General features: G+C 65.6%; 13 protein-coding genes. 9 read left to right on the top strand and 4 right to left on the bottom strand.

Annotated elements, in window-relative coordinates; translation table 11 throughout:
- Position 1: 1 nt before the first annotated feature.
- On the bottom strand, positions 2 to 1,051 hold the full coding sequence (locus EH231_RS14960; protein ID WP_124712663.1) for an ABC transporter permease: 1,050 nt from the start codon (positions 1,049 to 1,051) through the stop codon (positions 2 to 4).
- A 156-nt stretch (positions 1,052 to 1,207) separates the two neighbouring features.
- Positions 1,208 to 1,534 carry a hypothetical protein gene (locus EH231_RS14955; protein ID WP_090424493.1) on the bottom strand — a complete coding sequence of 109 codons (327 nt, stop codon included), beginning with the start codon at positions 1,532 to 1,534 and terminating at the stop codon, positions 1,208 to 1,210.
- Between the two features lie 98 nt (positions 1,535 to 1,632).
- Here EH231_RS14955 and EH231_RS14950 point away from each other — a divergent pair, with 98 nt between their 5' ends.
- Positions 1,633 to 2,580 (top strand): hypothetical protein, encoded by a 948-nt coding sequence (locus EH231_RS14950; RefSeq protein WP_124712662.1) that lies wholly within the window; start codon positions 1,633 to 1,635, stop codon positions 2,578 to 2,580.
- 3 nt (positions 2,581 to 2,583) lie between these two features.
- Here EH231_RS14950 and EH231_RS14945 read toward each other — a convergent pair whose 3' ends face one another.
- On the bottom strand, positions 2,584 to 3,075 hold the full coding sequence (locus tag EH231_RS14945; RefSeq protein WP_124712661.1) for a hypothetical protein: 492 nt from the start codon (positions 3,073 to 3,075) through the stop codon (positions 2,584 to 2,586).
- 86 nt (positions 3,076 to 3,161) lie between these two features.
- On the opposite strand from EH231_RS14945, the gene EH231_RS14940 reads away from it, so the two are divergent.
- The 6 genes from EH231_RS14940 (at position 3,162) to EH231_RS14915 (ending at position 10,879) form a co-directional block, all read left to right on the top strand.
- Entirely contained in the window at positions 3,162 to 3,908 is a 747-nt protein-coding gene (locus EH231_RS14940; protein ID WP_124712660.1) for a Mut7-C RNAse domain-containing protein, read from the top strand.
- A gap of 130 nt (positions 3,909 to 4,038) precedes the next feature.
- Positions 4,039 to 4,479 carry an NAD(+)--rifampin ADP-ribosyltransferase gene (gene arr, locus EH231_RS14935; RefSeq protein ID WP_164481202.1) on the top strand — a complete coding sequence of 147 codons (441 nt, stop codon included), beginning with the start codon at positions 4,039 to 4,041 and terminating at the stop codon, positions 4,477 to 4,479.
- A 76-nt stretch (positions 4,480 to 4,555) separates the two neighbouring features.
- Positions 4,556 to 5,974, top strand: a complete 1,419-nt coding sequence (locus tag EH231_RS14930; RefSeq protein WP_124712659.1) for an SDR family NAD(P)-dependent oxidoreductase — start codon at positions 4,556 to 4,558, stop codon at positions 5,972 to 5,974.
- Between the two features lie 669 nt (positions 5,975 to 6,643).
- The gene (locus EH231_RS14920; protein WP_124712658.1) at positions 6,644 to 9,742 is read left to right on the top strand and encodes a DEAD/DEAH box helicase; all 3,099 of its coding nucleotides are present in this window, start codon (positions 6,644 to 6,646) and stop codon (positions 9,740 to 9,742) included.
- Positions 9,743 to 10,191: 449 nt separating this feature from the next.
- Positions 10,192 to 10,344: a hypothetical protein gene (locus EH231_RS33830; protein WP_164480898.1), complete on the top strand. Its 153-nt coding sequence runs from the start codon at positions 10,192 to 10,194 to the stop codon at positions 10,342 to 10,344.
- A 25-nt stretch (positions 10,345 to 10,369) separates the two neighbouring features.
- Entirely contained in the window at positions 10,370 to 10,879 is a 510-nt protein-coding gene (locus EH231_RS14915; protein WP_124712657.1) for a hypothetical protein, read from the top strand.
- 125 nt (positions 10,880 to 11,004) lie between these two features.
- Here EH231_RS14915 and EH231_RS14910 read toward each other — a convergent pair whose 3' ends face one another.
- Positions 11,005 to 12,987: an OPT family oligopeptide transporter gene (locus EH231_RS14910; RefSeq protein ID WP_124712656.1), complete on the bottom strand. Its 1,983-nt coding sequence runs from the start codon at positions 12,985 to 12,987 to the stop codon at positions 11,005 to 11,007.
- 324 nt (positions 12,988 to 13,311) lie between these two features.
- Between EH231_RS14910 and EH231_RS14905 the strand changes: the two genes are divergently transcribed.
- On the top strand, positions 13,312 to 14,271 hold the full coding sequence (locus EH231_RS14905) for a mechanosensitive ion channel family protein (protein ID WP_090424518.1): 960 nt from the start codon (positions 13,312 to 13,314) through the stop codon (positions 14,269 to 14,271).
- A gap of 72 nt (positions 14,272 to 14,343) precedes the next feature.
- The gene (locus EH231_RS14900) at positions 14,344 to 14,742 is read left to right on the top strand and encodes a hypothetical protein (RefSeq protein ID WP_124712655.1); all 399 of its coding nucleotides are present in this window, start codon (positions 14,344 to 14,346) and stop codon (positions 14,740 to 14,742) included.
- Positions 14,743 to 14,790: the final 48 nt, after the last annotated feature.

Genomic DNA, 14,790 nt, shown 5'->3' with positions numbered 1-14,790 from the left:
GTCAGGGTCCTCGGAATGCCAGGGCGGGGTCGATGGTGACGGCGCGGCGCAGCCCGGCCACGCTGGCCAGCAGGCCGATCACGACGGCGACGATCGGCAGCGCGACAAACGCCAGGGTGGGCACGTCGCAGCGCATCGGGAACGGCGGCCCGAGCACGAGCGAGAGCCCCGCACCCAGCAGGGCGGCCAGCAGGGCGACGGCGACGGCCTGCATCGCCAACCCGGCCATGATGGATCGGGTGGCCACGCCGACGGCCTTGAATACCGCGAAGTCGCGGGTGCGTTCCAGGGCGGACAGGTAGATCACCGAGCCGACGATCAGCGCCGCGACCGCCCACAGCAGGCCGGCCATCAGGCTCATCGCCTGGTTGGCGCCGCGCAGCGGGCGGACCATGTCGTCGATGGCGCCGGCCCGGTCGACGATGCGGAACTCCGGTGGTGCCGCCCCCGGGTTGCCGACGATGCCGACCGACGAGATCAGCTTCTGCCCGGAGAACAGCAGTTGTTGGGCGCCGGGCACCGTCAGGTAGATGTTGTCCTGGGCGGCCAGGGCGGTGAGGTCATCGACCAGTCCGACGACCCGCAGTTTCGACGCGCCGACGTCGACATCGGCTCCGACGGGGCGACTCATCGTCGTCGACACCGCGACCTCGTCGGGCGTATGCGGTGCCCGGCCCTCCTTCAATGTCGGTGTGCCCGGGCCCTGTTCTGGCACCCCGAACACGTTCACGTTCCGCGGGGTGCCGCCGGCGGGGATGGTCGATGAGCCGTACACCAGCGGGACGGCCGTGACGACACCCGGAAGCTTGGCCGCCCGTTGAACGTCGGTGAGCGGCAACGGCGCTGAGCCGAGGAACGGACCGGCCGCGCCCTCCTTGATCATGAACGCATCCAGGTGGAGGGCGTCCACGCTGCGTTCGGCTTCGACGCGGAAACCGTTCGCCAGGCCCGTCAATACCAGCGTCATGGCAAAAACCAACGCGGTGCCGACTGCGGCGATCATGAATCGCCGTCGGCGCCACTGCAGATCGCGTAACGCCGCGATCAACACGTCGGTGCCCCGCTCATCACGTTCGACGTTACCGAGATGGGTGTGGCAGGTGGCGGTTATTGGGGCATTTGGTGTGGGGAGGGTTGCTGGGCCGGCTCGGGTGGTGTGTGGGTGAGGAGATCGTCAAAACTTTTGACGGAGTCTGAATCGGGGCGCTCAGGAGTAGGGAGGCGTACTTTGCGCCGTTCCGGGGTCGATGGCGAGCGCGACGAGGTGGAGAAGCCCGATGGCCAGCAGCACCGTCCCGCTGATCATGAACCACGTCCCGTTGGACGGCTGCGGCGGTGGCCGGTCCTCGGAAGGGACAGAGCTTTCCGGGTGAAGCAATCTGTTGTCGTCGTGACGGACCCAGCGGGTGTGGGCTATGCGACGCCGGATGCCGATGCTCAGCAACAGCCCACCGACAACGGGCCAGAGTATGGCGCCGATCGTGGAGCCGATCTGATATGCGATTCCGCCGTCTGCAAGCAGGTTTTCAACCATGACGCCCCCTCGGGCGGCAACGCTAGCGCATGTCTTCGCGCTGACGCTCAGTTAATTGGCGCGCAGCGGACCCCCTCAACCGCCGTACGCTGAGCAACATGCGACTTGCTGCTGCCGCGCTGTTGGTTGCAGTGACGGCCGGGCTGAGTGGCTGCACCGGTGCGCCCGACCGCGAGCAGGAAGCACTCGACATCCGAAACCGCATCGCGGAGATGCCCGGTGTGGCGGATGTCGACCTGATCTATGACAACGGCGTCCTCGAAGGCACTCGGTTCGAACTCGAGGTCGACATGGAGCAGGCCAGCGATCAGCAGGTCGGCGCGGTGGTTGACCAACTCGACGAGCTGCGCGGCGATGACTTCGCGAAGTTCAACCAGCGGATGAAGATCCTTGTGGCCCAACAGACCTCGATCTCCGGGGGCGCCGATCTGCCGGAAGACACCGGGCAGGTGACCGGCTTGGTACGTCGCCTCCGTGCGGATGCGCCGGCTGGCGAAATCATGTGGTTGGGCGGCGGCGCGCCTGACGCGTCGAAGGTGCGGATCCATGAGGCCGAGAAACCTGGTGCCGCCGTCGACGCCGTCCTCCGCATCTTCGCCGACCGGCCACCCAGCGAAATCGAGGTCTCCGCGGCCGACCGTGTCGCCGATCCGCACTGGATGATCTTCAACCCGCTGACACCCGCCGACAAACAACGCATCGACCGGCAGTTGGCCGCGGCTGCACCGGCCGACCCCGGGTGGATCGGCGTCCGCGACGGACGGGTGGAGCGCCTGACCTTCAGCGTGCCGACGCCGGCGACGGCTTATGAGGATGTGGTGCGGACCATTCACGCGGTCGAGGCAGGTCCGGCGCATCCGGTCGGCCTCACCTGGGTCTGGGCGGACGATCCGGCCCGCTACAACGAGCCACGATGGGCGGGCAGCGCCATGATCGGCAAATGCGACTACCCCAGTGGCGACCGCACCAAGACCGAACCGCTCGTGCCCGATGCGTTGGCACTGCAGCAGCGCATCCGCGACGAGTTCGACACCTGCCTCAAGTAGCGGTCAGGGTTGGCCGGCGGGGGTCAGCTTGATGGCGACGAGGTGCTCACGGTCGACCGCGTCGGTGAATTCCTCCAGCGTGGGGATGCGCTGATCCCGGAACGTCAACCCCATCATCCGCTGAGCGCGTTTTACGCCGTAGGACACCGCGCAGCGGTGGAACAGGTCGGCGACGGTCGCGCGGTCCGTGATCAGTTCGCCGCGCATGGTCGTTGTCTTGCCGTCGTGCAGGACTTCGGCGGTGGCGCCGTCACGGAAGTTGTGCTTCCATCCGGCGTCGGTCATCGCGTAGAGGATGTTGTCGATGAAGTGCGCACTCAACGGAATCGCATACTGCTGTCCGGTCTTTCGGCCGCGGACGGTCAGCACCATGAACTGCTTGCGTGCGGCGCCGGCGAACGGCGTGCGCAGCATCAACCGGAGGGCCGGGTTGACGACGCGCATCATCCCTTTCGGCGGATGAGCCACGGTGATCGCGGGTGACTGCTCAGTCATGACCTCACGCTAGGCCGATCGTTCGGCGTTGCCCAGGTTGTCGGCGGATCTTGTTCGCGAGGGTCCCTGCGCGAGACCATGACGCTATGGCCGGTTTCGTCACCGTCCGGGCCTACGCCGAGCTCAACGACTTCCTCGGCCCCGAGTCGCGGGGCCTGTCCGTGCACCGGCCATGCCAAAGTCATCAGACGGTCAAGGACGTGCTGGAGGCCATGGGCATTCCGCACACCGAGGTGGACCTGATCCTGGTGAACGGGGATCCCGCCGGCTTCGAGCACCGCCCTGGCGTCGCTGACCGCATCGCGGTGTACCCGATGTTCGAGGCGCTCGACATCGGCGCGACGGCGCGGCTGCGTCCAGTGCCGCTGCGGGATCCGCGGTTCGTGATCGACGTCAACCTCGGCCGGCTGGCAAGGCTGCTGCGCGTGCTCGGGTTGGACGTGTGGTGGTCCAGCGAGGCCGACGATCAGACCCTGGCCGATGTCAGCGTCGAACAACAGCGGATCCTGCTGACCCGCGACCGTGGCCTGTTGAAGCGTCGCGCGATCACCCACGGTTTGTTCGTCCACTCCCAGCAGCCCGAGGAGCAGACGTTGGAGGTGCTGCGGCGGCTGGATTTGCGACGTCGAGTGGCGCCCTTCACCCGCTGCGTGCGATGCAACGGCACGCTGGCGGCGGTGACGAAGGAGGCGGTGATGGACCGTCTGGAGCCGTTGACCCGCCGCTACTACGACGAGTTCAGTCACTGCCCGGACTGCGGGCGAATCTATTGGGCCGGATCACATTTCGCGAGATTGACCGGTCTCGTCGAGAGGCTTCTCGACCGACTCTGATCGTCAGCGCCGAATCGGATGGGCTGGGCGCGAAGGAGTTTGGATCTGTTCCCACTCTCACTATACGGCGGGGGGTGGGGCTTGCGGCAAGGCCCCTGACGTGCTGCACAATCTGTCGATCCGTGACGAGATGGGGGATGTTGTGACGAGTACGCCGAAACCGTTTGAAGTGCACGAGTCCGGTGCGCTGCTGCACGGCACCAAGGCTGACCTGGCGGTGGGGGATTGCCTGGTGCCCGGGCGCGAGTCGAATTACGAAGCCGGTCGGATCATGAACCACGTGTACGTCACCCGCACCTTGGATGCTGCGGTGTGGGGAGCCGAGATGGCCGTCGGCGAGGGGCGGGGCCGCATCTACATCGTCGAACCCGAAGGTGCGATCGAGGACGACCCGAACGTCACCGACAAGAAGCTGCCCGGAAACCCGACCTGCTCCTACCGGACCCGTGAGCCGGTGAGAATCGTCGGGGAGATCACCGACTGGGTGGGGCATTCACCCGAGCAGCTGCAGGGCATGCGCGACGGCCTGGCGGACCTTCGGCGGCGAGGGCTGGACGTCATCTACGACTGACATCTCGGGGGCGGCACCGTTGCGGCGCTGTTCGCCGGATGAGGGGATTTGTGCCCACCCGCCGTACCCTTCCATCGTGAACGCGATCGACCCCGAGCAGCTCAGCACGTGCCTGCGGGTGCTGTCCGAGGTGGACAAACTGCCTCCCGAGCACCCCGACGCCGTTGCTGTGCGCCAGGCCACTGCCAAGATGTTCAAGGCGCTGAAGAAGTCCCGCCGCACCGCCAGACGCGACGCGATCGCAGCCGCTGACCGCGCCGTCATCGCCGCCACCGCCACCGGTGCGCCCGGACGGATCGACGACGAGACCCAGGGCTTGCCGCTGGTGTCCACCGCGGTCGGGGCCAGTGCGGGCACGCTGCTGCGCTCGCGGGCCTGCTACATCTGCAAGACCCACCACACCGTGGTCGACGCCTTCTACCACCAGCTTTGCCCGGACTGTGCCGCGATCAACCGGGCCAAACGCGATGCCCGCACCGACCTGACCGGACGCCGGGCCCTGCTCACCGGCGGGCGCGCCAAGATCGGCATGTACATCGCGCTGCGGCTGTTGCGTGACGGCGCGCACACCACGATCACCACCCGGTTTCCCAACGATGCGGTGCGCCGCTTCGCCGCGATGGAGGACAGCGCCGACTGGTTGCACCGGCTGCGGGTGGTGGGGATCGACCTGCGTGACCCGGCCCAGGTGGTCGCCCTGGCCGACGAGGTGGCCGCACAGGGGCCGCTGGACATCCTGATCAACAACGCCGCCCAGACGGTGCGCCGCCCGCCCGGCTCGTATGCCGCGCTGGTCGAGGCCGAGCGCACCCCGCCGCCGGCTTTGGTGGACGTGGTCACCTTCGACCACGTCAGTGACGCGCATCCACATGCCCTGGCCGGGAGCCTCGGCGAGCATCCCGCCCCGCACGCGCTGACCGAGCTGGCCCTGACCGCCCGCAGTGCCTCGCCGGAGCGGATCGCCGCCGGGACTGCCATCGACGCGGGTGGGCTGCTGCCCGATACCGCGTCGGTGAACAGCTGGACCCAACGTGTGCACGAGGTCGACGCGATGGAGCTGCTCGAAGTGCAGCTGTGCAACCAGACCGCGCCGTTCATTCTGGTGAGCCGGCTGCGCCCGGCGCTGGCCGCGTCACCCGCCCGGCGCAAGTACGTGGTGAACGTGTCCGCGATGGAAGGCCAGTTCGGCCGTGGCTACAAGGGGCCCGGGCACCCGCACACCAACATGGCCAAGGCCGCGCTGAACATGCTGACCCGCACGAGTTCTGGGGAGATGCTGGAGCAGGACGGGATCTTGATGACCGCCGTCGATACCGGGTGGATCACTGACGAGCGTCCGCACCCGACGAAGCTGCGGCTGGCCGAGGAAGGTTTCCACGCACCGCTGGATCTGGTGGATGGTGCTGCGCGCGTGTATGACCCGATCGTGCGCGGGGAGTTGGGCGAGGATCTGTATGGGTGCTTTTTGAAGGATTACTCGCCGGCCAGTTGGTGACGACGTCCTCGCTCGGGGCGTCGGTCAGGCGAGCTGACCGAGCGCCGCCGCGACCGACGCACGGACCGTCGCGGCGACAGTCTCGGGGGAGGACGCGTCGAACTTGCCGTCCAGGTGCATCCGCGGTCACGCTGGCGACGGTCTTGCCGACATCGAGGGATCTTCGTGTCGCCACCGAGAACTTCTCCGCCGAACGTGTGGCCGCCATTGTTACCGTCACTGGTCGGTTTATCGGTCCGCTGTCACGGCATCCTGATGAGCAGGAAATCGCATTATTACCTACAACCTTGCTTATCCCGGTCGGTTCAGTCGTAGTTGCTGGATTGGAAAACGAAGTGATATTGACCGCGGAGACAGGTACGGCACCTGGGCTCCCGGCAGATTTGTCAGAGCTCGACAGGGTTGTGGGAGAACAAGTAAGCGAAGCTCTCCAGCGGCAACCGGTGACCGTCCGTTCGACTGGACGGTTCACTCCATTGCGCCGCACCGCTCCAGATGGGTAGGGGAGACGCTTCGTGCCTAGGCGGCTCGTGCTGCAGAAGCTCCCTCGCCCGTCCGATCTCTGTCGCCATCATGGAGATCGAGGCGGACCAAGTTGGTGGTTTGGTGAGGCAGGCACGGTCGTCAATCTGGCGCGTAACTGGTAGGTGCGCGCGCTAATCTCCCGGCGTGGACGTTGGACTATATGAATCTCTGCTCACCGAGCGGCTCAACACTGCCTTGGCCGAGCGTACTGACCTGCATCCAGAGTTCAGCACCGTCGACGACGCCGAGCAAGCGCTGACCATAGCTCGGCACCTGACGCCACTCATCGAACGGCAGTTGAGGGCGGCCGGCAATGCCGAGGCGCGAGCGGAACTGCTGCGCAACATCCTTGGAGTGCTTGGTGATTCCGATGCGCAGCAAGAAGTGTTGCATCAGGACGATCCCGCGAAGATTCTTCGGCTGGATGCCGTGAGCCCTAAAACCCTCGGCACGCTCCAGCTTCCACGTCCCGCGACGCCGTTGTCTGACGCCGCGCTCATGACGAACGCCCGCAACGAGCCCACGCTTGCGGCAGAGTTGCGGGCCGAGCTCGGCAGCGCCGACCACGTCGACCTGCTGTGTGCGTTTGTGAAGTGGCAGGGCCTGCGCTTGCTGGAACGCGAGCTCACCGAACTGCGTGAACGCGGCGTACCACTGCGGGTCATCACCACCACATACCTGGGGGCTACCGACGCCCGCGCCCTCGACGCGTTGGTCAACGACTTCGGCGCCGATGTGAGGGTCAATTACGAGACTGACCGAACCCGGCTGCATGCGAAGGCGTGGCTGCTGCGACGTAACACCGGGTTCCACACTGCGTACGTCGGCTCGTCCAACCTCTCGCATGCCGCGCTCGTCGACGGCCTGGAATGGAACGTGCGGCTCTCGGCGATCTCCACCCCGCACCTGTTGGAGAAGTTCCGCGCGACGTTCGACTCGTACTGGGAGAACCGCGAATTCGAGCTCTATCGCCCCGCTGACGATTCGGAGAAGCTCAGGCTCGCGTTGGAGGTGGCCTCCGGCAAGAAGCAGCGGGACCCGCTGGCCGTCACGCTGTCCGGGTTGGAGGTAATCGCCAAGACGTATCAAGCCGAGCTGCTCGAACAGCTCGATGCTGAACGCGTGCTGCATGATCGCCATCGCAACCTGATCGTGGCGGCCACTGGCACTGGAAAGACAGTGATCGCCGCACTGGACTACCGTCGGCTCGTCCGGGAAGTTCACGGCCGTGACCTCACGCTCCTGTTTGTGGCGCACCGAAAGGAGATCCTGCAGCAGGCGCGTCGGATGTATCAGGAGGTGCTCACCGACCCGTCATTCGGTGAGTTGCTGGTCGATGGCGATCAACCGCGCCGCTGGCGCCACGTGTTCGCCAGCATCCAATCCCTCACCGTGGACCGACTTTCCAGCATTGATCCCGACCGGTTCGACATCGTGGTGATCGATGAGTTTCACCACGCGCAGGCGGCGTCCTATCGCCGGCTTCTTGATCACATCGCGCCGATGGAACTGCTCGGACTGACCGCCACTCCGGAACGCGGGGACGGCGCCGACGTGCGGGAGTTTTTCGGTGGGCGGGTGGCCGCTGAGCTGCGACTGTGGGATGCGCTCGAGCAGAACCTCCTGTGCCCATTCCACTACTTCGGCATCCACGACGGCACTGACCTGCAGACTCTGCAGTGGAACAGGGGCGGGTACGACTTGGCCGAGCTGAACGAGATCTACACCGGCAATGACGCCCGCACACGCATCGTGCTTGATCAGCTGCAGGACAAGGTTTCCGACGTCGGGGCGATGCGGGCGCTCGGCTTCTGCGTGAGCGTCGAGCACGCCCGATACATGGCCGACCAGTTTGTCGCGGCGGGCATTCCAGCACGAGCCATCGTCGGACTCGACGATTCCGCAGAACGGCGCGTGGCCCTGGCCGCGCTCCGCAACCGTGACATCAACGTGCTGTTCACGGTCGACCTGTTCAACGAGGGGCTCGACATCCCGCTTGTTGACACCGTGCTGTTTCTGCGGCCCACCGAGAGTGCGACCGTGTTCCTGCAGCAACTCGGTCGCGGACTGCGGCTTGCGCCCGGCAAGACTGTGCTGACGGCGCTCGACTTCGTCGGCCACCAGCGCAAAGAGTTCCGGTTCGATCAGCGGTTCCGAGCGCTGACTGGGTTGGGTCGCCAGCGGCTGGAAAAGCAAGTCAAGGAAGGGTTTCCGTTCCTGCCGTCGGGCAGCCAGATCGTGCTCGACTCGGTGGCCCGGGAGCTGGTGCTGGAGAACGTGCGCCAGCAGGTGTCGCCGAAAAAGGCCGTACTGGTGTCCGAGGTTCGGGCGCATTCCGACGATCGGCTGGCCTCGTATCTGGAGGAGTCGGGCCGTGGGCTCGAAGACATTCTGCGGACCGACCGGTCGTGGACCACGCTGTGCCGCGACGCCGGGAAGCTGGGAGAGCATCCCGGGCCCCGCGAGGCCGAACTGATCAAACGAGTGAAGGCGTTGGCGCACGTGGATGACCGGCGACGCTGGAAGGCCTACAACGCACTCCTGCAGGATGACCACGCTGAGAGCGGGGTCACAGAGGCGCGGTTGGAAGCCATGCTGTTCTATTCGCTGTTTCCCAATGGCGGTGGGTTCGGCAGTGTCACAGAAGGACTCAGTGCTCTTCGCGGTGAAGCAGTAGCTCAGGAGATGCGCCAGGTCATCGACATCACGTTCGACGCTGCCCATCGCAGCACCTACGGCCTGTGGAACATGGGCGAGGAATTCACGGATGTGCCGCTGGCGCTGCATGCCAGCTATTCGCGGGAGGAGATCCTCGCGGCCTTGGGATTCGCATCGCAGAAGCGGACACCGAGCACAATGCGAGAGGGAGTCGCGTGGTGCCCGGAGGTGAACGCTGACGCGTTCCTCATCACGTTGAAGAAATCCGACACTGACTACTCACCGACCACCATGTACCGGGACTTCGCGCTGAGCCCGGAGCTGTTCCACTGGGAGTCACAGTCCACGACCTCGGCGGCGTCACCGACCGGGCAGCGCTACATCCATCACCGTGAGCGCGGGTCCCATATTCTGATCTTCGTCCGCGAGACAAGAACCAATGCACTGGGTGCCGCGCCGTACATCTTCTTGGGGCCGGCGGACTACGTGTCACATGAGGGCGATCGGCCGATGGCAATCACGTGGCGCTTGCGTCAGGCAATGCCGATGGAGGTGTACGTGGGGGCGCGGGCTGCGGTGGCGTGATATCGACTGCGCTGCAAAGCCGCTCTTATGAGCTTGGCGGGGGCACGGTCACCCAGGGTTTCAAGAACTGGGTGTGTACCGATATGCACCAAGCGCGTGCAGGGCGATGGGCCCCGCTGGGTTCGGTTGGCCCGCTTCGTCCGGGGACTACGGGGCTAGCCGAGTATCGGTCGTCGTCCCAACGAGTCGGTAGTCAACCGGTGCTCGTGGCCGAGCTGTGCACGATCAGAGCCGCGGTGTGCGCTTTGTCCCGCATCACCTGACGGTGCTGTCCGACAGCCAGCTCGCCATCGCCATGGTGAACCGGTGGAAGCGCGGCGGCCTCGCCCGCCGATTACCCGGCGGAGGAGCCGGACCGCGAACACTGCCTGCATGCCGCCCGGCGCCGTATCTTTGTCGAGCGCGATCGGATCGAATTGCGTTGGGTGCACGGGCATTCTGGCGATCCATTGAACGAGGGCGCGGATGCGTTGGCGCGGTTGGGCTCGCGGTATCGACGTGGTGATGCTGACCTCGATGAAGACGAGTACCACCGCCGCGCCGCAGGCATCGCGCAGGCGTTCGCCGTGGAGTTCCGGCGGGTCGCCAGCGTGCCGGCGTAGTGTTGTGAGCCCGGAAGGGGGCGCCGTGCGCAGAGTCAACGTCACGCATCTGGCCCTGGTCGCGGCACTCGTGCTCGTCGTCCTGCTCGCCGGCGGCGCTGTTGCGGGCTGGTACTTCGGGAAGGTCGAGGACGATCGCCTCCGGCAGATGAAGCCGTACCCGCCGGACAAACAACAACAACGCGCACAGGATCTTGTCGCCGCGCTGAACTCGCGAGACCCGAGGAAACTGCAGCTGCTGCGAAACACCAGCGCCGCGCCGGATGCACCGGACAACCTGCAACTCGACCGCCTGATCCAGGCGGCGTTTCCGCTTCCTGATTGCCATTTCGCCCTTGACTCGGTCCGCGATCGCGGTGAACAGGGCGCGATGGACATCTCGTGGGTTTCGTCCGACACCAGGACGTATCGCTACGACATGCTCATCACCGAGAACTGCCCGGGTCGGGCTCCGCTACACAGAGTGATCGCCGTGATCGCCGTCCCGTACATGGGCGGGTACTGGACCGACGCGTCACTGCTCGTCGAGCAGTAGGAGCCTGCCCGCCACTGAAAGCCCTGGGCGCACTACGCCTCGGATTACTGCTCAATACTGACCGCAATCCGAGGCGTAGGACGGGAGGGCGGGGCATGGAAGCCGCCACGACATCGCCAGATCGACTATGCCTGCGAAGAAGCAGGCAGCTCACGCCCCGAGATCTTCTGCGTCCGCTTGTACAACCACATGAGCACGGCCGCGAACCCGATGATCCCGATAACCTCCGCAAGAGTCCCGTCATTGCCGGTGAAGATCGCGAACGGGTCGTCGCTTCCGGTGCCGGCGACGAACCCGGCGAACACCACGCCGTAGAGGCTTTCGCCGACGATCATGCCGGTGGCCAGCAGCACGCCGAGGCGTTTCTTACGTTCGACGTTGCCTCCGGTGCGGTCGGCCCACTTGTTGTAGAAGTACCCCAACAGCGAGCCGAGCGGGATGATCAGGGTCAGGCTCATCGGCAGGTACATGCCCATCCCGACGGCCAGCGGCGGCAGGGAGAATCGGGTTGTCCGGGTGAGGATTTCGTCGACGATGACGATCACCACCCCGATCGCCGCGCCCAACCCGATCAACGACCAGTCCAGGGATCCGCCGAACACGCCCTTGGCCAGTGAGGAGATCAGCGCGGCCTGCGGTGCGGCCAAGGCGTGGTCAGTGGCGCCCGGTGCGCCCAGGAACCCGAAGGCGCGTTGCATCAGGTCGAGCACCGGCGGAATGATCGCCGAGCCGAACAACACGCCAATCACCAACGCCACTTGCTGTTTCCACGGTGTGGCGCCGACCAGCTGGCCGGTCTTGAGGTCCTGCAGGTTGTCGTTGGAGATGGTGGCCACCCCGAAGGTGACCGCCGCGACGAACAGGGTGAAGGCCACCAGCGCGAGCGACTGGTCATCTGTGGTCGGGCCGTACACCAGTTTGATCACCAGCGCGGCGATGAGCACCGTGAGAATGCCGACCCCGGAGATAGGGCTGTTGGACGAGCCGATGAGGCCGGCCATGTAGCCGCACACCGCGGCGATCACCAGGCCGATGAAGAAGACGAAAACCACGCTGGCCACGATGATCCCGGCCGAGCTGCCCTGCAGCGCGGTGCCGCGACTGAACTCCCACAGCAGCGCAGCGATCGGCAGCAGCATCGCCACGATAATGCCCACGACGATGGGGAACGGGATGTCGCGCTGGGTAATGTCGACCAGCTGACCCTGGCGGCGGTCGCGTGCGGACGTCAGCGCTTCCCGGATGCCTTTGATGATCGGGCGCAGGATCTTCAGCAGCGTCCACACCGCACCCACCGCGATCGCCCCAGCCCCGATGAACCGCACCTCGTGGGTGAACACCCCGTCGATGACATCGGCGACCGACTCGTCTGCCCCGAATGTCCCGATGGTGCGGATCGGCAGCAGCACCCCGAAGGAGATCACCAACCCGACGAGCATCGCGATCCCGACGGTCATCCCGATCAGATGGCCCACCCCGACCAAGGCCAGGGACAGGCTGGCGCCGAACATCGAACCGCCGGCCCCGACCCGGAAATACGCCGCCACGTAATTGGCCAGCACCTTGAGGTTGGCCAGCAGCGCGAACCCGGCCGACACCAGCGAGCCGAACGCGATCACCCGGATGCCGACGCGGTTCTCTTCGACACCCCCGCTGCTGTCGCCGACCTTGAGCACCTCGGCCGCGGCCACGCCCTCGGGGTAGGGGAGATCGGAGCCAGTCACCAGGGCCCGGCGCAGCGGGATGGAATACATCACGCCGAGGATCCCGCCGACCGCACACACCGCGACCGTGATCCAGTACGGGAACCCGGTCCACCAGCCGATCATTATCAGGCCGGGCAGCACGAAGATGATCGCCGAGAGCGTGCCCGCCGCCGAGGCGATGGTCTGCACGATGTTGTTCTCGACGATGGAGTGGTTCGCGAAGTTGCGCAGCAGCGCCATGGAGATCACCGCGGCCGGGATCGCGGTGGCGAAGGTCAGGCCGACTTTGAGGCCGAGGTAGACGTTGGCGGCGGTGAACACCAGCGTGATCGCCCCGCCGAGCAGGATCCCGCGGAGGGTCAGTTCGCGCAGCGTCGGGGTGGTGGGTGTTTCGATAGCCAACTCGGCATCCTCTCGGTTGCTGCTGCTTGCACGCCGGTCCCTGCGAACCCGACGATTCGGTGAATACACGGTAAGTACTCGGCGGCGGTATCGCTGTGTGATCGGCTCACAGACACGGGTGAATTCAACGGTCTGGGCAATCCGGCGGCGTACTGCGACAACGGGCTTCTGATGGCCGCTGACCAGCTTTTTCGTGTAGCGCGGGGTCTGCTCGTATTTGTGCAGCACGAAAATGCTTATCGCAAAAGCGAATTGGTCGTACAGGCACGCGAGCCGCCTCCGCGCATTCGACGCTTACGTCAGTTCTGCCGTACGGTCGAAAATATGGCTGTGTACAACCTGGCTTTCGAATGGACTGATACCAATCGCCATTGGCTCATCGAGGTCCCGGTTCGAGTCGTGGCGTACATCGTCGTTGCGTTAATCATTCGGTATTTGCTGCATCGGATGATCGACCGCGCGACCACCGGCAGGCCCAAGAAGTCCAGTAGCACAGAGCTGGAAGGGCAAGCGAAAAAGCCTCCACTGCTGCGCTATTTGCGCGACCGGGCCTCGGCGACGACCAACGGCATTCGGGCAGCTGAACGCCGCCAGCAACGCGCCCAGACGATCGGATCGGTCCTGAAGTCCACGACGTCCATCGTGCTGCTGGTTTGGGTCGTGCTGGCGATCCTCAGCGTGCTCGGGGTCAACATCGCGCCGTTCATCGCCTCAGCCGGTGTGGTCGGCCTCGCAATCGGCTTCGGCGCGCAGAACCTGGTCCGCGATTTCGTCAGCGGCGTGTTCATGCTGCTGGAGGACCAGTACGGCGTCGGCGACAACGTCGACCTGGGCGAGGTGTCCGGGGAGGTGCAGAGCGTCGGGCTGCGGATCACCACGGTCCGCGACATCGACGGCACGCTCTGGTACGTCCGCAACGGTGAGATCGCGCGCGTCGGGAACATGAGCCAGGACTACGCCGTCGCTCGGATCGAGGTGCCTGTCTCGCTGACCGCGGATGTAGACCGCGCCGAGCAGGTGGCCGTCGAAGCCGCCCATGAAGTCGTCGCCGATCCGTCGATGGCAGGCAAGGTCATCGGTGAACCGGAGATGCTCGGTGTGCAGTCGCTGACTGCGGACCAGCTCACGTTGCGGATGACGCTAAAGACCCGGCCGAACGCGCAATGGTCCGTGCAGCGCAAGCTCCGTCGAGAGATCTTGCGCGCTTACGACGAGAACGGCATCGACCTGCCCTACCCGCAGGGACGCATTCACGCTGTTGTCGGTGGGCGGCCGGCCGAGTAACCGGCGATTGATCTGCCCCGTGACATGCGCATTTAGATCTCGACCGCACCGGAACTGAACTAAACTCCCCACATGGCTCGGGCCATTTTGGTGCTGTTGTCAGGAATCGTGATCGCGGGCGCGATCGCGACACCCGCCCACGCCGAACCAGCACCACCCTGCGCTTTCACGCTGTCGCCGCCGGCCGTCGTTCACGTCGATGGCGCCGACATGGTCAGCGTGATCGTCTCGCCGGACGCGTGTGGAGCGCCGGCAAACCCCCGCTTCAGCGTGGCCTGCGTGCAGCGTCAGGACAACGCCTCACCCATCCAATGCAATCAGGGCAGGGGAGCCCAACCGGCGCAGGTGCTGACGCCGTTCCGGCCCGGAGCGACCTATGTATCCACCGGCCGGGGATGCGGTGGGTGGATGGGCATCGCGGAGATCGCCCCGCAGTGCCAGGTGCTCGGCCCGCTCTCGACGCCGCTGTAACCGCCGCGGAGAACGTCGCCGTCCGTTCACCTGCGAACTCCCTGTCAG

The organism is Mycolicibacterium nivoides (assembly GCF_003855255.1).
GTDB classification, from domain to species: domain Bacteria; phylum Actinomycetota; class Actinomycetes; order Mycobacteriales; family Mycobacteriaceae; genus Mycobacterium; species Mycobacterium nivoides.
This window is presented reverse-complemented; position numbering and strand designations above follow the sequence as displayed.